Annotated in this window: 15 protein-coding genes, 1 tRNA gene and 2 pseudogenes; 6 read left to right on the top strand and 12 right to left on the bottom strand. The window is 65.7% G+C overall.

Translation table 11 applies throughout. The features are described 5' to 3' along the window. Window positions 1–72: 72 nt before the first annotated feature. The 3 genes from ACILQR_RS04725 to ACILQR_RS04715 are packed head-to-tail and all read left to right on the top strand — an operon-like array spanning window position 73 to window position 2,728. A complete protein-coding gene (locus tag ACILQR_RS04725) occupies window positions 73–957 on the top strand; it encodes an ABC transporter substrate-binding protein (RefSeq protein WP_395650330.1) in 885 nt (294 codons plus the stop codon). Beyond that, a complete protein-coding gene (locus ACILQR_RS04720) occupies window positions 954–1,940 on the top strand; it encodes a FecCD family ABC transporter permease (RefSeq protein ID WP_395650329.1) in 987 nt (328 codons plus the stop codon). Before ACILQR_RS04725 ends, ACILQR_RS04720 begins: the two co-directional genes overlap by 4 nt. Next, a complete protein-coding gene (locus ACILQR_RS04715) occupies window positions 1,937–2,728 on the top strand; it encodes an ABC transporter ATP-binding protein (protein WP_395650328.1) in 792 nt (263 codons plus the stop codon). The genes ACILQR_RS04720 and ACILQR_RS04715 overlap by 4 nt, the downstream gene beginning before the upstream one ends. Window positions 2,729–2,817: 89 nt before the next feature. On the opposite strand, the gene ACILQR_RS04710 is transcribed toward ACILQR_RS04715, so the two are convergent. The 5 genes from ACILQR_RS04710 to ACILQR_RS04690 form a co-directional block, all read right to left on the bottom strand. Next, window positions 2,818–3,291: a MarR family winged helix-turn-helix transcriptional regulator gene (locus ACILQR_RS04710; protein ID WP_395650327.1), complete on the bottom strand. Its 474-nt coding sequence runs from the start codon at window positions 3,289–3,291 to the stop codon at window positions 2,818–2,820. A gap of 118 nt (window positions 3,292–3,409) precedes the next feature. Further along, the gene (locus ACILQR_RS04705; RefSeq protein WP_395650326.1) at window positions 3,410–4,642 is read right to left on the bottom strand and encodes an MFS transporter; all 1,233 of its coding nucleotides are present in this window, start codon (window positions 4,640–4,642) and stop codon (window positions 3,410–3,412) included. Between the two features lie 420 nt (window positions 4,643–5,062). Then, complete coding sequence (locus ACILQR_RS04700) at window positions 5,063–6,544, bottom strand: AMP-binding protein (RefSeq protein ID WP_395650325.1); 1,482 nt, start codon at window positions 6,542–6,544, stop codon at window positions 5,063–5,065. Window positions 6,545–6,551: 7 nt separating this feature from the next. Beyond that, entirely contained in the window at window positions 6,552–7,382 is an 831-nt protein-coding gene (locus ACILQR_RS04695; RefSeq protein ID WP_395650324.1) for a p-hydroxycinnamoyl CoA hydratase/lyase, read from the bottom strand. Window positions 7,383–7,450: 68 nt separating this feature from the next. Further along, window positions 7,451–8,878, bottom strand: coding sequence for an aldehyde dehydrogenase (locus tag ACILQR_RS04690; protein ID WP_395650323.1), 1,428 nt, complete (start codon window positions 8,876–8,878; stop codon window positions 7,451–7,453). A gap of 165 nt (window positions 8,879–9,043) precedes the next feature. Between ACILQR_RS04690 and ACILQR_RS04685 the strand changes: the two genes are divergently transcribed. Continuing rightward, on the top strand, window positions 9,044–9,241 hold the full coding sequence (locus ACILQR_RS04685) for a hypothetical protein (RefSeq protein WP_395650322.1): 198 nt from the start codon (window positions 9,044–9,046) through the stop codon (window positions 9,239–9,241). A gap of 38 nt (window positions 9,242–9,279) precedes the next feature. On the opposite strand, the gene ACILQR_RS04680 is transcribed toward ACILQR_RS04685, so the two are convergent. The 4 genes from ACILQR_RS04680 to manD are packed head-to-tail and all read right to left on the bottom strand — an operon-like array spanning window position 9,280 to window position 14,722. Further along, entirely contained in the window at window positions 9,280–10,752 is a 1,473-nt protein-coding gene (locus ACILQR_RS04680; RefSeq protein ID WP_395650321.1) for a mannitol dehydrogenase family protein, read from the bottom strand. Continuing rightward, window positions 10,749–12,164: a glucuronate isomerase gene (gene uxaC, locus ACILQR_RS04675; RefSeq protein ID WP_395650320.1), complete on the bottom strand. Its 1,416-nt coding sequence runs from the start codon at window positions 12,162–12,164 to the stop codon at window positions 10,749–10,751. Before uxaC ends, ACILQR_RS04680 begins: the two co-directional genes overlap by 4 nt. After that, window positions 12,161–13,456: an MFS transporter gene (locus ACILQR_RS04670; RefSeq protein ID WP_395650319.1), complete on the bottom strand. Its 1,296-nt coding sequence runs from the start codon at window positions 13,454–13,456 to the stop codon at window positions 12,161–12,163. The genes uxaC and ACILQR_RS04670 overlap by 4 nt, the downstream gene beginning before the upstream one ends. A 57-nt stretch (window positions 13,457–13,513) precedes the next feature. Continuing rightward, window positions 13,514–14,722 (bottom strand): D-mannonate dehydratase ManD, encoded by a 1,209-nt coding sequence (gene manD, locus ACILQR_RS04665; protein ID WP_395650341.1) that lies wholly within the window; start codon window positions 14,720–14,722, stop codon window positions 13,514–13,516. Window positions 14,723–15,036: 314 nt separating this feature from the next. Here manD and ACILQR_RS04660 point away from each other — a divergent pair, with 314 nt between their 5' ends. Beyond that, window positions 15,037–15,285 carry a DDE-type integrase/transposase/recombinase gene (locus tag ACILQR_RS04660; protein ID WP_395650318.1) on the top strand — a complete coding sequence of 83 codons (249 nt, stop codon included), beginning with the start codon at window positions 15,037–15,039 and terminating at the stop codon, window positions 15,283–15,285. A 6-nt stretch (window positions 15,286–15,291) separates the two neighbouring features. After that, on the top strand, window positions 15,292–15,474 hold the full coding sequence (locus ACILQR_RS04655) for a hypothetical protein (RefSeq protein ID WP_395650317.1): 183 nt from the start codon (window positions 15,292–15,294) through the stop codon (window positions 15,472–15,474). Between the two features lie 375 nt (window positions 15,475–15,849). Here the strand turns inward: ACILQR_RS04655 and ACILQR_RS04650 are convergent. The 3 genes and pseudogenes from ACILQR_RS04650 to ACILQR_RS04640 all read right to left on the bottom strand — a co-directional run bounded on the left by ACILQR_RS04650 (window position 15,850) and on the right by ACILQR_RS04640 (window position 18,411). Beyond that, a pseudogene (locus ACILQR_RS04650) lies at window positions 15,850–16,832 on the bottom strand (IS630 family transposase). 357 nt (window positions 16,833–17,189) lie between these two features. Further along, window positions 17,190–17,873, bottom strand: a pseudogene (locus ACILQR_RS04645) (IS6 family transposase). A 461-nt stretch (window positions 17,874–18,334) separates the two neighbouring features. Continuing rightward, window positions 18,335–18,411: transfer RNA gene (locus ACILQR_RS04640), tRNA-Met, on the bottom strand. Window positions 18,412–18,449 lie beyond the last annotated feature (38 nt).

Here is an 18,449-nt window from a genome sequence, read left to right as displayed (position 1 = left end):
CGTCCGCGCCATGCCGCGCTTGCATCCATTCAGGGAGCCGCCAGTGTGATCCGGGCAGCAGGGGAGGGACGGTTGACGAAGACACTGGACCGCCGCGCGGCTGTCTCGGGTGGGCTGTCTCTGGCGCTCGCCATATCGGCCTGTGGATCGGCCGATCCGGTGGCTGCCGTCGGGTCGGCTTCCGGTCCGCCGCGACGCATCGTGTCGGTCAATCCGTGCCTGGATGTCATCCTGCTGGAGGTCGCCGACCGATCGCAGATCGTGGCGCTCAGCCACTATTCCTCGGACGCCTACGGCTCGACCATCGCCGCCGAGGCCCGGCAGTTGCCGTCCACGCGGGGCACGATCGAGGAGATCATCGGCCTGTCGCCGGACCTTGTGCTGTCCGGCCCGGGTCAGGCGCGGGTCGATCTGCTCGAACGGCTCGGTGTGCGGGCGGGGGTGTTTCCTGTTCCCGAGACCGTCGCCGACAGTCTGAAACAGGTACGTGAGGTGGCGACCCTGATCGGCCATCCCGGTCGCGGCGAGGCGTCAGTGGCGCGGATCGAGGCCGCCTTGCAGGCCGCAGCCCCCCCGCCTGGCGCAAAGCCCCTGTCGGCCCTGGTCTTCATGCCGGGCGGGTTTGCGTCAGCACCCGGCACCCTGATGGACGAGATGCTGACCCGAACGGGGTTCCGCAACGCGGCCACCGACTATGGCCTGCGCCAGTCGATGAGCGTGCCGCTGGAACGGATCATCGCCGACCCGCCGGATGTCCTGCTGTCCGGTGAGGCGACCGCCGGTGCCCCCAGCCGAGCCGAACGACTGGTCCGGCATCCGGCGCTGGCCTCCGTCGCCGAGCGGATCAGGCGGGCGACCTTTCCAGAGCGTCTTCTGTTCTGTGGTGGTCCGGTGCTGATCCAGACGGCGGCAGCCCTGGCGCGGGCGCGCGACGCAGCAGAGACGAGGTCCGCATGAAGCCGGTCAGCCGCCCCCTTCTCTATGCGGGCCTGATCGTCCTGCTCGTCATCCTGTCGATGGCCAGCATGCTGGCCGGCCGGGTCTGGGCCCCGTGGAGCGCGTGGACCTCGTTCGGCGCCGACCCACGCTGGTCGATCGTGTTCGAGCTTCGCCTGCCGCGAACCCTCCTGGGGATCGGGGTCGGTGCCGCGCTCGGCCTCGCGGGTGCCGCCCTGCAAGGCTACACACGCAACCCCCTGGCAGATCCAGGTGTGCTGGGCGTCTCCGGAATGGCGGCGCTGGGGGCCGTGCTCACCCTCTATTACGGCGTCACGGCCGTCGCGCCCTGGGCCCTGCCGGTCGCGGCGATCAGCGGGGCGTTGATCGGCGTCGGCGTCCTGATGCTGCTGTCCGGGACGGCGTCCAGCATGGTGACCTTCATCCTGGCGGGGGCGATCCTGAACGTCCTGTCCAGCGCGGGCCTGTCGCTGGCGCTGTCGCTGGCGCCCAATCCGTGGGCCATCAGCGAGATCGTCGACTGGTTGATGGGATCCTTGGCGGACCGCAGCTTCGACGAGGTGACCCTGGCCCTGCCGCTGATCGCCGTCGGATGTGGCCTGCTGTTGGCGACAGGCCGGGCGCTGGATGCCCTGACCCTGGGCGAGATCGGCGCGCGGTCGCTCGGCGTCTCGATGGCGCGGACGCGCTGGTTTCTGGCGCTGGGCGTCGGTCTGGCGGCGGGGGCGAGCGTGGCGGTGACGGGGGTGATCGGCTTCGTCGGACTGGTGACGCCACATCTGTTACGGCCGTTCGTAGGAGCCCGGCCGGGGGGCTTGCTGGGGCCGAGCCTGCTGGGCGGGGCGATCATCGTACTGGCCGGCGACATCCTGGTCCGGATCATTCCGGCGGTCGCCGAGGTCAAGCTGGGCGTTGCCATGGCGGTTCTCGGTGCGCCCTTCTTTCTCGTGCTTCTGCTCCGCCTGCGCAGGACGATGGCATGAGCGTCCTGGCCTGCGAAAACCTGGACGTGACGATCGGTTCGCGATCGATCCTCGCCGGCATCGACCTGAGGCTGTCAGCGGGAGGCGTGACGGCCATCGTCGGCCCCAACGGTGCGGGTAAGTCGACCTTGCTGACCTGTCTGGCGGGTCTGCGCGAGCCGAACGCCGGTCGGGTGACGCTGGACGGAGCCGACCTCGCCGGGGTCAGGCCTCGCCAACGCGCGCGTCGTCTGTCCTTTCTGCCCCAGACGCCCGAGGTCGCCTGGGCCGTTGAATGCCGCACCCTGGTCGAACTGGGCCGCACGCCGTTCGTCGGCGCGCGCGGCCAGACGGATGCGGATCGGGCGGCGGTCGACAGGGCCATGGCGGCGGCCGATGTGACGACCTTCGAGCACCGGCTGATCGACAGTCTGTCGGGTGGCGAGCGGGCGCGGGTTTTGATGGCGCGCGCTCTGGCCAGTGAGCCGGTGTGGCTGCTGGCCGACGAACCCCTCACGGGCCTGGACCCCGCCCATCAACTCGATGCCGCCGCTCTGTTCCGAAGACTGGCGGGCGAGGGCGTCGGCGTCGTCGTCACCCTGCACGATCTGTCCATGGCGTTCCGGATATCGGACCGGGTCGTGGTCCTGTCGCAGGGGCGGGTTCTGGCCGATGGCCCCCCCGAGACCGCGCTGACGCCCGAGGTTCTGCGCGATGCCTATGGTGTCGAGGCGGCGCGGATCGACGGCCCGGGCGGCCCGTTGATCGACGTGCTGAGCCGGACGTCGTCGCGTGCGAGTGTCGAATAGCGGCCAGCTCAGCGGCGCGCCTGACGACGATTTTCGCGCAGATCACAAAGCTCTGGACAGCCTGCACGTCACCGGGCCGTCCGGCCGGGTCACGTGGAGTGCTCGACGATCCGTTTAAGATCTTTGATCAGTCGACCGTGGTTCTCGCCGACAAGCATCGCCAGCTCGTGCTGGCTCGCCTGTTCGGCGGCCTTGGCGTCGACCATCAGGGCCCGCCCGGCGTCGGTGAGGCTGAGCGCATAGGAGCGCTTGTCCGTCTTCGGCACGGTCCTGATGATCAGGCCGCGCTTTTCCAGGGCATCGATCATGGAGACCAGATTGGCCCGCTTGATCGACAGGGCCTCGCCCACCGCCTGCTGCTTCAGGCCCGGGTTCGCTTCGATGATCAGCAGGATGGAGAAATCGCTGACGCGCAGATCGAACGGCTTCAGCGCGGCCATCACGCCCCGGAAGGCCGCGACCTGTGCCAGGCGAAGCATGAAGCCCACGCTGTCGGGCAATCCGGCCATGTCGATGGGCTTGTCCCGACCGGTCGATCGGGCGGACGTGGCGCGAGACGTCAAGGTTGGGCGCTCCTGAAGATCAAATCGGATCAAAGCCTTCTGGCGACGGCGTCATCGGCTGTGGGTGCGGCGATCCCTACCAGACGTCGTCTTTGTGCGCCAAGGCCCAGCTGCCGGATCAGGCCGGGTCGCTGTCGCCGCGCGGCCGGATGAAGCTGAGGGCGAAGGCGGTGAGGCCGGCGAAGGCGGCGATGGGGATCATGACCCTCAAGACGTCTGCAACCGGTGCACCGGCACCCAGCATGGCCCCGGCCAGGATGGGGCCGGCGATGGATCCCAGCCGGCCCACGCTGATGGCCGCGCCGGCACCGGCACCCCGCCCCAGGGCCGGGTAATAGCCGGCCGTCACGCCGTACAGGGCGTACTGGGATCCCAGCAGACAGAAGCCTGCGACGGCGCTGAGGACCAGGATCGGGGTCGCCGTGGTCACGGTGGCCATGCCGACGATGGCCGCGATAAAGAGGGCGAAGGCCAGGGTGAGCGGCCAACGCCATCCGAAACGGTCCGCGCAGGCGGCAAGGACGATCGATCCCACCACGCTGCCCAGATTGAAATACAGGGCGGTCTGCGGTGCCAGGGACGCCGACAGTCCCTTGGCCACGGCTAGGGTCGGCAGCCAGTTCAGCAACAGATACAGGATCATCAGGGTCGGGAAGAAGGCCAGCCAGATCAGCAGGGTCGGGGCCGCACGCCCCCCGCCGAAAAGGACGGTCGCCAGGGACGGCGGCCTGGCCCTGGTCGCATCGACCACGGCGCGGGTCTCCTTCAACAAGATCACGAAGGCCGGGACCAGGATCAGCGGTGCCGCACCGCCCAGCAGGAACAGGGCGCGCCAGTCCACACCCTGGGGCAGGTTGGCGGCGACAAGGGCCGAGGTCGCGCCCCCCACGGGCATGCCGCAAAAGATCAGGGACGTTATCAGGGTGCGTCGTCCCGGCGGGCTGATCTCGGACGCGATCGCCACCATATTGGGCAGGGCCGCGCCGAGGCCTATGCCGGTCAGGAAGCGGACGGCGGTCAGGACCGGAAAGGTGTCCGCCACCATGGTCGCCAGGGTGAAAACCCCGAACACTGCGACCGAGCCGATGAAGACGGGCTTGCGCCCCACCTTGTCGGCCAGCCAGCCTCCGAAAGCAGCCCCGATCGCCAGACCGACATTGGCGATGGCGAACACCATCCCCATCTGGTCCGGCCCAAGCCCCAGCTCAGGGGCCATGCGCGGCGCAGCGACGCCCATCGCCTGGATGTCGAACCCTTCGAGTACGGCGACGGCGAAACACAGTCCGATGATGATCGCCATACTGGCCCCGCTCATCCGGACCGGCGGGGTCTGTGCGTCGAGGATGGGCATGGCGACTCCGGGAACAGGTCAGGCGGGGTTGGAAGCCGGACGATGATCGCCCGGCTTCCTTCAAGCGTGTCAGAAATTCTTGCCCAGCGAGATACCCCACTCGGCCGGGCGGCCGAACGAGGCTTCACGCAGACCGAATCCGGCCGAGGTATTGCCCGACTGCTTGTAGGCCACGTCGGTCACATTGGTCCCGAACACCGAAGCCCACGAGTTGCCGTCCAGAGGCCGTCAGCGGCACTGTCGAAGCGAGGGTCGCGGAGATTGGCAGGGCTGACCACGGCCAGCCGGTTGCGCGGTCGGTTTCCCGATGTCGATCGGTCCATGGTGTCCTCCCTGGCTCCCGTTCATCGGGCGCTCGCGACTGAGATATCGTATGATAGTTATGTAGAATAGCAACTCACTTTTTGACGTCGGAATGGCTCACGGTTTGGGCCAGGCGTCTCGCAGATCGCTCTTGCGGACCTTGCCGGATCCGGTCCGGGGGAGGGCCTTCACGATCTGGAAATGGGTCGGGTGTTTATAGCGGGCCAGACGTGCTGACAGGTGGCTGCGTACCGCATCGATGACCCCGGTCGTCGGGTCGCCGCAGACCAGAACGCAAAGTCCGACCTCGCCCCATTTCGGGTCCGGGACACCGACGACCGCAGCCTCGATCACGCCCGGGAAGTCGATGAGGAGCGCCTCGATCTCGGCGGGATAGACGTTCTCTCCGCCCGAGATGAACATGTCCTTCTTGCGATCGACGATGGTGAAGAAGCCGTCCTGATCCCTGACCGCGATGTCACCGGTGCGAAACCAGCCCTCGGCGGTAAAGGCCGACCGGGTTTCCTCCGGTCTGCGCCAGTAGCCCGAGAACAGATTGGCGCCCTTCAGCAACAGCTCGCCCGGTTCGCCGATCTCGACATCGGTCCCCTGTTGATCGACGAGGCGCGTCACAACACCGGGGGTCGGGACTCCGGCCGATCCGGCCTTGGCCGAGATGATGTCGGGGTCCGTCGACATGCCGAACACGGTGCCCGCCTCGCTCATGCCGAACCCGTCGACGATCGGCACACCGGCCGCCAGCCAGGCGTTGATCGAGGCGGCGGGATGAGGCGCACCGCCCGTCAGGATCGCCGTCATGCCCTTCAGGCGCTCGCCGTCGAAGGCGGGTTCGGCCCGCAGACGGTCCGCCATCTGCGGTACACAAAAATAGTGCGTCGCCTTGAGGTCGGGGTCGCCCAGTCGCGACAGGGTGCGGTCGGGAATGAATCCGTCCGACACCAGCACCACCCCGCCCTGTGCCATTACGGGGCGGACACTGCTGACCATGCCGATGATGTGGAACATCGGCGAATCCACAAGGAAGACGCTGTTGCGATCGACCTGCGCCAGGACTCCCAGGTTGATCGCGGTCTGGGTCAGCGCCCGCTCGCTCAGCATCACCCCCTTGGGATTCCCCGAGGTGCCGGAGGTGAAGAGGATCAGCGAGATCTGTTCTGGATCTATGGTACGCGCCGGCATCGGCGTCGCCGTATCGATCTGCGCGGCGATCAGGTCGATCGGCACCCCTTCCAGTCCGGCCCGTTCCAGTTCGGCGTCACCGATCAGCAGCCGGGGTTCAATGTCGGCCAGCAGGACGGCGATCTCGCCGGGATTCAGTCGCCAGTTCAGGGGCACGAAGATCAGACCCGCCCGCGCGCAGGCGTGATGCAGGATGATCTGCTCGACGCGGTTCTTGGCCAGGACCGCGACCCGATCACCGGCGATGCAGCCGTGAGTGTCCAACAGAAGGCCCGCACACCGACTGACTGCCACATCAAGCGCCTCATAGGACCAGGACCGCGCGTACGTCAGATCACGTGCGGCGAGCGAGCCGGGCCTGAGCCGTGCGTGAAGGGCGATAGCGTCGACCGGCCCCATGCTGAACTCAGGCCGTTTGCTTGCTGATGTCGTAGGTGCCGAGACCGGGCTTGTAGGTCTTGTCGTCGATGAACTGCTTGATGCCTTCCTTGCGACCGTCGTTGTCGTAGGAGTTCGCAGCCTCCTGCGCCCGGATCAGATAGTCTTCGGCATTGTCGTAGGTCATCTCCTTGACCCGGCGCACCGCGTCCTTGGTTGCCTTGAGCGCGACAGGGTTCTTCTTCAGCAGGACGCCGGCAACCTCGCGCACGCGGGCCTCCAGCGAGGCCAGCGGCACGCTCTCGTTGACCAGACGCCATTCCGAGGCCTTCTTACCGTCGATCAGTTCCCCGGTCAGGGCGTGATACATGGCGTCGCGCAGAGGGATCAGATCAACCACGACCTTGGTCGCTCCGCCGCCCGGCAGGATGCCCCAGTTGATTTCCGACAGGGCGAACTGGGCCTCGTCCGCCGCGATGGCGAGGTCGCAGGAAAACAGCGGACCGTATCCGCCGCCGAAGCACCAACCGTTGACCATGGCGATGGTCGGCTTGTTGTACCAGCGCAGACGACGCCACCAGCCATAGGCCTCGCGCTGGGCCTGGCGGGTCGCGCCGATGCCCTTAACCTCGGTCTCGCGGAAGTACTCTTTCAGATCCATGCCCGCCGACCAGGCCGTGCCCTCGCCCTTCAACACCAGCACGCCGAAGTCGGTCCGGTATTCCAGCTCGTCCAGGATTTCGCCCATGCGACGGTTAAGGTTCGGCGACATGCAGTTGCGCTTGTCAGGCCGGTTAAAGCTGACCCAGGCGATCCCGTCTTCGATCTTGTAGGTGGCAACGTTCGGATCGTCGGTCATAGTCTTGTCCTCGTGGCGTCTTGGCGACGCATTCGTTTTGTTGGTGAAGTCGGCGAGTGAGCCGCCGGTCAGATGGGATAGTGGCCCGGCTGGGTCTCGATCGTGATCCAGCGCAACTCGGTGAACGCGTCGATTCCGGCCTTGCCGCCGAACCGGCCGTAGCCCGAGCCCTTGGTGCCACCGAACGGCATCTGGGCCTCGTCGTGGACCGTCGGGCCGTTGACGTGACAGATGCCCGACCTGATCTGTTTGGCGACCTTCAGGCCGCGCGCGATGTCGCGGGTAAAGACCGCCGCCGACAGGCCGTATTCGGTGTCGTTGGCCAGTTCGACGGCGTGGGCCTCGTCGCGGGCGCGGGTCACGGCCACGACTGGACCGAAGCTTTCCTCGCTGAACAGCCGCATGGCCGGGGTCACGCCGTCCACGATGGTCGCGGGCATCAGCACGCCGCTGGAGGGTCCGCCGGTGACGGTCCGCGCACCTGCGGCCACCGCATCGGCGATCAGTCCCTCGACGTGCTGGACCGTCTTCAGATCGACCACGGCACCCAGCGGAGTCTTGCCCTCGCGGGGGTCGCCGACCGCCATCGTCGCGACCTTGGCGCGGAACTTCTCGACGAAGGCGTCAGCAACGGCATCGACGACGATGATCCGCTCGGTCGACATGCAGATCTGGCCCTGGTTCATGAAGGCGCCGAAGGCGGCGGCCTTGACCGCCTCATCCAGGTCGGCGTCGTCCAGCACCAAGAAAGGGGCCTTGCCGCCGAGTTCCAGCAGCACCGGCTTCAGGTGTTCGGCGGCCCGTTTGGCCACGATCTTGCCCACGGCGGTCGAGCCGGTGAAGTTGATCCGGCGCACGGCCGGGTGGTCGATCAGGGCGCCGACGATCTGGCCGGCGTCCTTCGGCGCATTGGTGACGACGTTGACCACGCCGTCCGGAAGGCCGGCCTCGGCGAAGGCTTCGATGATCAGGCCGTGCGTCCGGGGACAGGTCTCCGACGCCTTCAGGATCACGGTGTTGCCACAGGCCAGCGGTACGGCGATGGCGCGGACGCCCAGAATGATCGGCGCATTCCACGGCGCGATGCCCAGGACCACGCCGGCGGGTTCGCGCACTGCCATGGCGATACAGCCCGGCTTGTCGGACGGAATGACCTCGCCGCCGATCTGGGTGGTCAGGGCGGCGGCTTCCCGCACGATGCCCACGGCCAGCATCAGGTTGAAGCGCGCCCAGCCCTCGGTCGCGCCGATCTCGGTCTGCATCGCCGTGACGAACGCATCGCCCTTGGCCGCCAGACAGTCCGCCGCCTTGTTCAGTAGTGCGCGTCGGGGATTTGGACCCAGGTTCGTCCAGCCGGGCAGGGCGGCTGCAGCCGCTTCACAGGCGGCATTGGCGTCGGCCACAGTCGCGGCATGGGATGTGGTCGCCGGCTCTCCCGTCATGGGATTGAGCCGGGTGAAGGTCGCGGTGATGGGACGTTCGGCAATATCGGTCATGGTCCACCCTACGGATTATACGCTTATAGTTATATCCAATAACGTTTAGCGCGGGCTTTCCGAAGGTGCAACCGAGATTGTGATCCCGATGATCGGCGGGAGTCGGAGAACGCATGCTGTCCGGACGAATGTCGATGAAGGCATCGATCCCTACGCTTCGGTGTCATGGTGCAATCGAACTGCGACGACGCAGGCAGTGCCGCCGACAGCCCAGAACAATGCGCGGTCGAGCCGATGGGCCAGGCCAAGCTCGCCTTCGACTACACCCACCTGGGCCCGGTCGGCGCCGACTTCTTCGCGGCGCTGGTGACTCGCGATCTGGTCCTGGCGGTCCCGGCGTTGCGGCGGGCGTTGATCCTCTGAACACAAACAATCCGTTCATACGGGCGATGTCGGTGAGATCAGGCTGACAGGAACTTTCCGGACGTCCTGACCGACCCATCTCGCCGCAGCTCCACATAGGCTGCCGTGATTGCCGACCCAAACCGGGCGTCGGCCGCCAGGGTGGGCGAGAACACGGCCGACAGGCTGAGCAGGGCGTTGACCTTCGCCTCATCCGTATCCGCCCCAGCAAGTAATCGCGCCGTCTCGGCCGCCAGCGGATCCTGCACCACAAAGGCCGTCCCCGCCTCGTTCACCCCGTCCTGCCAGCGCATCCAGGCAGCGACGCCGAGCGCCATGGCGTCGATCGTCTCCCCCGCCGCCAGCCGGGCCTCGATCGTGTGCAGCAGGCGCTGGGGCAGTTTCTGCGAGCCGTCCATGGCGATCTGGTAGGTGCGGTGCATCAGGGCGGCGTTGTCGAACCGGGCCATCAGGGCTGTGCGATAGGCGGCGATGTCGAGGCCCGGCGGCGGGCTCAGCGTCGTCTGAGCCTCGTCCCACAGCCGCATCACCACCGCGCGCAGGGCGGGGTTCGCCACGGCCTCATGCACATGGGCATGGCCGGACAGGGCCCCCAGATAGGACAACGCCGAATGGGCGCCGTTCAGCAGGCGCAGCTTGGCGTCCTCCCACGGCTCGACCCGTTCGGTCAGTTGCACGCCGAACGCGGCGAAGTCCGGCCGCTCGCCGGCGAACCTGTTCTGGATCACCCACTGGGTAAAGGGCTCGGCCTTGACCATGCCTTCGTCGCGCACGTCGAGGCGCACCGCCAGCCGGTCGATGTCGTCAGGGATGGTTGCCGGCACGATCCGGTCGATCATGGTCTGGGGGAAGGCCCCCTCGGCGGCGATCCAGTCGGCCAGTTCCGGCTCGATGCGCCGCGCCATCTCCAGCACCCCGGCGCGGATACGCTTGCCGTTGTGCGGAAGGTTGTCGCAGCTGATGACGGTGAAGGGCTTGAGCCCCCGTTCCTTCCGCACCTTCAGGGCCGCCACGATGAAGCCGGGTGCGGTCCGGGGCGAGGCGATGTCGGCCAGGTCGGCGGCGACCTCGGGGTCGTCCAGCATCAGGTCGCCCGTCGCCGGATCGAGGCGATAGCCCTTCTCGGTCACCGTCAGGGTGACGATGTGGACGTCGGCATCGGCCATGGAGGCGACCAGCGCGGCCGGGTCCTGCGGCCCGACCATGACCCCCTTCCCGGCCCCGATGATCCTCAGCCGCTCCTCGGCCCCGTCACGCATCACCAGGGTGTAGAGGCCGTCCTGGGGGTTCAGCTGTTCGGCCACCGACGGCGACCTCAGCGACGCCCCCAGCACGCCCCAGCGCAGGTCGCCGCTCGCCAGGGCATCGTCGAACACCACCGCCTGGTGGGCCCGGTGGAAGGCCCCGATGCCGAGGTGAACCACCCCGGTCTTCACCGCCGCCCGGTCGTATCCGGGCCGGGCCACCTCGGCGGGCAGGCGCGACAGGGCCGCATCGTTGAGCCGGCTCACAGCCTGTAGGCCGCCTTGACCAGACCATAGGTCAGGGCATGGGCCAGCTCATGCGCCTCGTCCTCCTCCATCCGGTGCTCGACCACCAGCTTTGCCAGGAAGCCGCAGTCCATCCGACGCGCCACATCGTGCCTTGCCGGGATCGACAGGAAGGCGCGGGTGTCGTCGTTGAAGCCGACGGTGTTGTAGAAGCCCGCCGTCTCGGTCGTCTGTTCGCGGAACCGGCGCATCCCTTCGGGACTGTCGTGGAACCACCAGCTGGGCCCCAGCTTCAGCGCCGGATAGTGCCCCGCCAGCGGGGCCAGTTCGCGGCTGTAGGAGGTCTCGTCGAGCGTAAACAGGATCAGGGTCAGGCGCGTGTCCGACCCGAACCGGTCCAGCAGGGGTTTGAGCGCGCGCACATAGTCCGTCTGTGTCGGGATATCGCAGCCCTTGTCGCGGCCGAACCGCTCGAACACCGTCGCCGAATGGTTGCGGAACGATCCCGGGTGAAGCTGCATCACCAGACCGTCCTCGACCGACATCGCCGCCATCTCGGTCAGCATCTGGCCCCGGAACAGTTCGGCGTCGGCAGGCGTCGCAGGGCCCGTCGAGACGCGGGCGAACAGGGCCTGCGCCTCCGCCTTCGACAGGTCGGCGGTGAAGGCGGTCGGGTGGCCGTGGTCGGTCGAGGTCGCGCCCATCGACGCAAAGAAGGCCCGCCGCGCGCGGTGCGCGTCCAGGTATCCGTCCCAGGTCAGGGTGTCGAAGCCGGTCTGGTCGGCCAGGATCTTCAGATTGTCGCGGAAGCCTTCGTAATCGGGATCGACCACCGGATCGGGGCGATAGGCGGTCAGCACCCGACCCGTCCAGCCCGAGGCCGCAATCGCCTTGTGATGGTCCAGGGTGTCGATCGGCGACTCCGTCGTCGTGATCACCTCGATGTTGAACCGCTCGAACAGGGCGCGCGGCTTGAAGGCGTCGGTCTTCAGGGCCGCGTCGATGACGTCGTAATAGTGGTCCGCCGTCTCGGCCGACAGCCGCACATCGATGCCGAACGCCTCGGCATAGACCCAGTCGTGCCACATCCGCGACGGCGTGCCCCGGAACAAGTGATAGTTCGATGCGAACCGCCGCCAGATCGCCCTCGGATCGGTCTCGACCGGGCCGCCGTCGGCACGCGGAACGCCCAGATCCTCCATCGCCATCCCCTGCGAATGCAGCATGCGGAAGACATAATGGTCCGGCGTGATCAGCAGCTCGGCCGGGTTGGCAAAGTTTTCGTTCAGCGCAAACCACGACGGGTCCGTATGCCCGTGCGGGCTGATGATCGGCAGGTCCTTGATCTGCGCATACAGCCGACGCGCCACACCGCGCGTGTCGGGGTCGACAGGGAACAGCCGGTCGGGATGCAGGCGAAGGGGCTGGGTCATCGCGGGGCTTCCACAGGCAGGGTTACGGGAGCGAGGCGGGGCGTGAGCGTGTGGATGACCGCCAGGGCAACCAGATAGGTGCCGCCGGCGAACAGCAGTAGCGGGACATAGCTTCCTGTCGTTTCCAGGGTCCAACCCGCGAACTTCGCGATGAACATGCCCCCGACTGCACCGCCGGCCGATCCCACTCCGACCACGGTGGCGACGGCGCGCTTGGGAAAGACGTCGGAGACCAGGGTGTAGAGATTGGCTGACCAACCTTGGTGGGCTGCAGCGGCCAATCCGATGATAGCGACCGCGACCAGGAGATTGTCAGCGAACACCGCGAAGGAGATCGGCGTGACACAGACCGCACATAGCAACATCGTCATCTTGCGCGCGCGATTCACGGACCAGCCCGCCTTCATCAAACGTGACGACAGCCACCCGCCACCGACGCTTCCCACATCGGCAAGGAGATAGACGGCGACAAGCGGCGGGCCAAAGGTCTTCAGATTCAATCCATAGGTCTTCGCGAAAAAGTCAGGCAGCCAGAAGAGAAACAACCACCACACGGGATCGGTCAGGAATTTGCCCAGCAGAAAGGCCCAGGTCTCGCGCTTGCGCAAAACCACGCCCCATCCGGCCTTGCCGGACGGATCTTCCGGATCGCTGTTGATTACGGCGAGTTCTGCGGCGTTGACCCGCGGATGCGCTTCGGGCTGCCGATAGACCAGAAGCCATATCGCCAGCCAGATGAAGCCCGACAGTCCGGTGATGATGAACGCAGCCCGCCACCCCCACGCCATGACGATGAACGGGATGATGATGGGTGTAAGCAAGGCCCCGACATTGGAACCGGCATTGAAGATGCCTGCCGCGAGGGCACGCTCCTTGCGCGGAAACCATTCCGAGACTGCCTTGATCGCGGCTGGGAAGGCACCGGCCTCACCAAGCCCCAAGGCAAACCGGGCGATGGCGAACTGAACCACCGACGTCGCACCCGCATGCGCGACCGCTGCCAGGCTCCAGGCCGTCACGGCGATGGCGAACCCCATCCGGGTCCCGATCATGTCGAGCACCCTGCCAAAGCACAGCAGGCTCGCGGCATAGGCCGCCTGAAACCAGAAAACGATGTTGGCGTAGTCTATCTCGTTCCAGCCCAACTCGGTCTCGAGCAGGGGCTTGAGGACGCCCAATACCTGTCGATCGACGTAGTTGATCGTGATGGCGAAAAACAACAGTGCGCAAATCGTCCAGCGGAAACGGCCCGCCCGTTCAGTCGGAAAATTGCCGTCGCTGTCTGTGGTCATTACCCGCCCCTGTATCGAGCGCGCCTGTCGCCGCGCGCCTTGCTTGAGTCTGTCGCGTCACCAGCTGTGCATGGAGCCGTCCTCGAGACGGTTCACGGGCAGATAGGCGGGCGCGTACGGATGCTCGGCCGCCAGGGTCTCGTCGATATCGACCCCCAGACCCGGCTGATCTCCGGGATGCATCGTGCCGTCAGCAAAGCTGTAGGCGTGCGGGAAGACCGCATCAGTCTCCGGCGTATGACGCATATATTCCTGGATACCGAAGTTCGGGACCGACAGGTCGAAATGCAGGGCGGCGGCCATCGAAACCGGCGACAGGTCCGTGGCGCCGTGGCACCCGGTCCGGACGCCATAGATGTCCGCCAGCGCAGCGATCCGGCGCAGATGGGTGATCCCCCCGGCATGGACGACCGTGGCCCGGATGTAGTCGATCAACCGCTCCTCGATCAGTTGCTTGCAGTCCCAGATCGAGTTGAAGATCTCCCCGACCGCCAGGGGGCTGGTCGTATGCTGGCGGATAAGCCGGAATGCCGCCTGATCTTCTGCCGGCGTCGCGTCCTCCAGCCAGAACGGCCGATAGGGCTCCAGATCCTTGCCCAGCCGCCCGGCTTCGATCGGGGTAAGCCTGTGGTGGATGTCGTGCAGCAGGTGGACGTCCCACCCCAGCGTTTCCCGCGCCGCCTTGAACAGGGGCTCGACGGAGCGGAGGTATTTCTCGGTCGACCACAGGTTCTCGGTCGGCAGATCGGCGTCAGCGGGCTCGTAATAGCCGAAGGTCTTGGACACCCCATAGGTGGACGCCAGCCCCGGCACCCCGGACTGCAGCCGGATGGCCTTGTAACCCAGGTCCGCATAGCGCTGCGCTTCGGCGATCGTTTCCTCCACGGTCGTGCCGTTGGCGTGGCCATAGACCAGCACATTGTCCCGACAGGCCCCGCCCAGCAGTTGATACAGCGGCAGTCCCGCCGCCTTGGCCTTGATGTCCCACAAGGCCATGTCGACGGCGGCGATGGCGGACATCCCGACCGGCCCCCGCCGCCAGTAGGCACCCTTGTACAGATACTGCCAGGTGTCCTCGATCCGGTGCGCGTCGCGGCCGATCAACAGCGGAACGACATGGTCGGTCAGATAGCTGGCGACCGACAGTTCACGCCCGTTCAGGGTGGCGTCGCCGACCCCGATCAGACCGTCCTCCGTCTCGATCTTGAGCGTCACAAAATTGCGGCCGGGACAGGTCACGATGACCTTGGCGCTTCTGATCTTCAACTGGTCCACGCTGCACTCCTTCGACAATCTCATCCGGCCCAAAGCTGCACCCGCAGACTCAGCCGCCCTTTTGGTAGCGCTCACAAACAGAACGGAGGCATGACTTGTCAACCGCTTCCCTCCAATTGTCGGAGTTATTTTCGCCGGCAGGAACCAAGGCTTCATGTTCCGTCGAACTCGGATAGCGTGAGTTGGCGTGGGCATCAGACCACGCTAATTTCCGATAGGGTACCAGCGGCCCCGCGTGCGTAGGCAAAAGCATCAACCCCTTCCGCTACTTCGACAGTTCGCCAGAGGTGAGCCGAACGGTGGTGATGATGTACGTGAAATACCCGCTGGCACTCCGCAACATGGAGGACCTGCTGGTCGAGCGCGACATCGACATCTGCCACAAGACGGTGCGCCTGTGGTGGAACCGGTTCGGCCCGATGTTCGCCGCCGAGATCCGCAGGAAGCGGGTTCAGCGCATGCGATCGTTCACCCACTGGCGATGGCGCCTCGATGAGGTCTGCGTGAAGATCAACGGCGAGATGCACTACCTCTGGCGGGCCGTCGACCAGTAGGGTGAGGTGCTGGAGTCCTTTGCCAGCAAGACCAGAGACAAGGCGGCGGCGCTGACTTTCATGAATAAGATCATGAAGCGGCATGGTCGCGTGAACACTTCAAATCAGGATCGCCACCTCATCAGCCGAGAGACATACAAAGCCCAGCGCTCGGCCGCCTTCGCCGAGTGGAAGACGCTCGCCGCATAGGACACGCTTCCCCTGCCCGGACTCAGCTCAGTGGAGACAAGTTGCCGTTGGACTGACAGCACCGTCCGAGCGCTTGGTGCCTGCCGGCGGTTGTTCGCAGTCAGGTGAAGTGGCTTAGCGTGGGGACACGGGCGATCCTCAAGAACAACAGGGTCATTAAAAATGCAATCGATTGCAAATCTAGCCATGCCGCATTCGTGGGGCGAATTTTTCGGTGCCGACAGCTTAGCTCGGCCCGACCGCAGACCGGCCCTACCCTTTTCCCGACTTCAGGCTGCTTGGGTTCCTGTCACGCCGCGTCGATGGACTGGAATTTCAGGCCTGATGAGATACTTTGGAGCTGGGAATGGGGGGCTCCGCTAGAGCATTTTCCGATCAGTCTGCGTCATAGCCTGCGGCTGCGAAGTGGTTTGCGCATTCGCGGGGTGAGTAGGTCTGGATGATCCGGGCGATGGCGTCCCAGAGTTGATCGATTGATCGGGCGGCGGCTTTTCTCAGCAGCGCCTTGAGCTTTGCGAAGGCGTTCTCGATTTTGCGAAGGCGTTCTCGATAGGGTTGAGGTCGGGGCTGTAGGGCGGCAGGAACAGCAGCCGTGCGCCGACGGCCTCGACGCGTCCCTGATCGGCGTGCTCTTGTGGGCAGCGAGGTTGTCCATGATCACGACGTCGCCGGACCTCAGGGTGGGGGCCAGCACCTGCTGGACGTAGGCCAGGAACCATGCCGCGTTCATCGGGCCGTCCAGCACCATCGGGGCTGTCATGCCGCTCAGGCGCAGAGCCCCTACGAAGGTGGTGGTCTTCCAGCGGCCGTGCGGCACGCTGCACCTCAGCCTCTGGCCGCGCGGAGCCCGCCCGTGACGGCGGGCCATCTTGGTGGAAGCGCCCCGTCGGCGCATGCGCCTCCACGTCGATGAACACCAGCCGCTCGGGGTCGAGGTCCAGTTGGCCGTCGAACCAGGCCTGTCGCCGGATCAGGACATCGGGACGACTCTGCTCGTCCGCGTACGCCGACTTTTTTTAAAGCGTGATCCGGCGGCGTACGAAGAACCGCCACAGGCTCGACAGGCTGGTCGCCACGCCCTATTCGGCCAGAGCCGCGCGCAGTTCCGCCAGCGTGATGTCGCTCTTGCGCTCGACCAGACCCAGGATCAGGTCCGCGTAGCCTTCGATCCGCCCCGAGCGACGATCACCGCCCAAAGGCCCGGGCCGCAAATCGCCCTGTGTCCTGGCCCGCGAGCGCCAGCGGATTGCGCTCGCGGCGCTGACCCCAAAACGGGCCGCCGCCTGACGACACGACATCCCACCATCAATCGCAGCGATCACACGATCGCGCAGATCTACCGAAAGCGCCTTGCTCATTCATGCTGGCCTCCGCCCCCAGCATCAAGGTTGAATCAGAACCCGGTCGCCTTGGGAATCCCCAACGATTCAATCAGGTCGCCAAATGCTCTAGCGTGGCCATATGGCCAAGAGCACCAACCGGTACCGTTACTTCGACAGCTCGCCGGAGGTGATCAGGAGGCGCTGTCAGGGAAACTTGCGGCAATTCAGAGGCCCCTACCCCAGGCCTAGATCAGGCAACGGCGGCCGCCCACGCGGCATCCGCGTCGGCGCAACAGCGGCGAAGAGTGGATCTGCTGAGCAAATGGCGTTGGATGTTGAAGGGTGTTGACAGGTTAACTGCGCCAAGTCGAAAACCGCCCTACCCTGCCGAAATCAGGCCACCGCCGCCGCCCACGCAGGGGCCGCATCGGCGCGGAAGCGGCGAAATGTCGGTCTGCTGATCAGAAGGCGCTGGATGTTGAACGTGTTGTAAATCGCCGCGTGGGTAATGAGGAATTCCTGGGCTGAGGCTTGGGATTTGAACCGCTGCTGCTGGCGTTCTCGCCGTCGGATCGAGAGATGAGAGTTCTCCGCTCAATTGTTCTCACGAAGTCGTCCAGGTCGATGAAGGTGACGAAGATCCAGCTGGTTGAGCGCCGCGCCGTAGGACAAGAGACCGTCGGTCGTGATCGTATGCGGCTTCACCGGCGGGTTATGTAGAAAGCGTCGGAGAAGCCTCAGCGCCGCCTCTGTGTCCCGCCGGCGCTGGACCACGAGGTCCAGGACCTCGCCTTCATCATCGACCGCGCGCCACAGATACATGCGAATTCCACCGATCAAGCACACCATCTCGTCCAAGTGCCAGCGTGGCGACGGTGCGGGACGGTTCCACCTCAAACGCCGCGCAATCAGCGGCCCGAACTTGATCGTCCACCACCGGATTGTCTTGTATCTAACGTCGATCCCCCGCTCGGCGAGAAGCTCCTCGACATCGCGAAAGCTGAGGCTGAACCGGAAATACAGCCACACGGCATGACGGATCACATCCGCCGGGAACCGGTGACGCTTGAACGAAATCGGCTTCCCGAAATATCTTCTCCGCCAGCGGCCAAACGCCGAGTTACCGGAGACCTTTTAGCGTTCGCCTGACAGCACCCCACCCAGTCGCGGAATTGTCTCTGCCGGTTCGGGCGGGAAACAGAGACGGTTTGCTGGCGACGTCGGCCAGCTAGGCAGGTGTTGCTGTTATAGCACAAACGGGCTCAAGTAGACGACGCTGAACCGCCCAACTCAACGGGATGGGGATTTTTTCACCAGCCTGGCGATCGTCGCCGGATCCAACCGACCGCACAGAATCGCGTTCTGGATGCCTGGGGCCAAGAAGACCCAGTCGATCTTGCTGACCTCGATCAAGGGGCTCCTGCGCCGACCTAACGCGAGACAGCTGGCGCCAAGGCCGGCCGCGATGGCTTGAACGCGTCATGAGCGACAGGCTGAACGCAAAAACGCCGCCCGGTTAGGGGCGGCGTTTGTGATCTTGGGTGCGGGAGCAGGATTTGAACCTGCGACCTTCAGGTTATGAGCCTGACGAGCTACCGGGCTGCTCCATCCCGCGGCAAGAGCGGCGTTGTGAAGGAAGATGTTCGAGAGATA

Source organism: Brevundimonas sp. (assembly GCF_044239655.1).
Lineage (GTDB): Bacteria > Pseudomonadota > Alphaproteobacteria > Caulobacterales > Caulobacteraceae > Brevundimonas.
Note: the sequence above shows the minus strand (reverse complement) of the source record. Positions and strands in the feature narration are given on the sequence as shown.

Coding starts and splice junctions, on each gene's coding strand:
- ACILQR_RS04720 (WP_395650329.1), top strand. CDS start 954: ATGAAGCCGGTCAGCCGCCCCCTTCTCTATGCGGGCCTGATCGTCCTG.
- ACILQR_RS04715 (WP_395650328.1), top strand. CDS start 1,937: ATGAGCGTCCTGGCCTGCGAAAACCTGGACGTGACGATCGGTTCGCGA.
- ACILQR_RS04705 (WP_395650326.1), bottom strand. CDS start 4,642: ATGCCCATCCTCGACGCACAGACCCCGCCGGTCCGGATGAGCGGGGCC.
- ACILQR_RS04700 (WP_395650325.1), bottom strand. CDS start 6,544: ATGGGGCCGGTCGACGCTATCGCCCTTCACGCACGGCTCAGGCCCGGC.
- ACILQR_RS04695 (WP_395650324.1), bottom strand. CDS start 7,382: ATGACCGACGATCCGAACGTTGCCACCTACAAGATCGAAGACGGGATC.
- ACILQR_RS04690 (WP_395650323.1), bottom strand. CDS start 8,878: ATGACCGATATTGCCGAACGTCCCATCACCGCGACCTTCACCCGGCTC.
- ACILQR_RS04685 (WP_395650322.1), top strand. CDS start 9,044: ATGGTGCAATCGAACTGCGACGACGCAGGCAGTGCCGCCGACAGCCCA.
- uxaC (WP_395650320.1), bottom strand. CDS start 12,164: ATGACCCAGCCCCTTCGCCTGCATCCCGACCGGCTGTTCCCTGTCGAC.
- ACILQR_RS04670 (WP_395650319.1), bottom strand. CDS start 13,456: ATGACCACAGACAGCGACGGCAATTTTCCGACTGAACGGGCGGGCCGT.
- ACILQR_RS04660 (WP_395650318.1), top strand. CDS start 15,037: ATGATGTACGTGAAATACCCGCTGGCACTCCGCAACATGGAGGACCTG.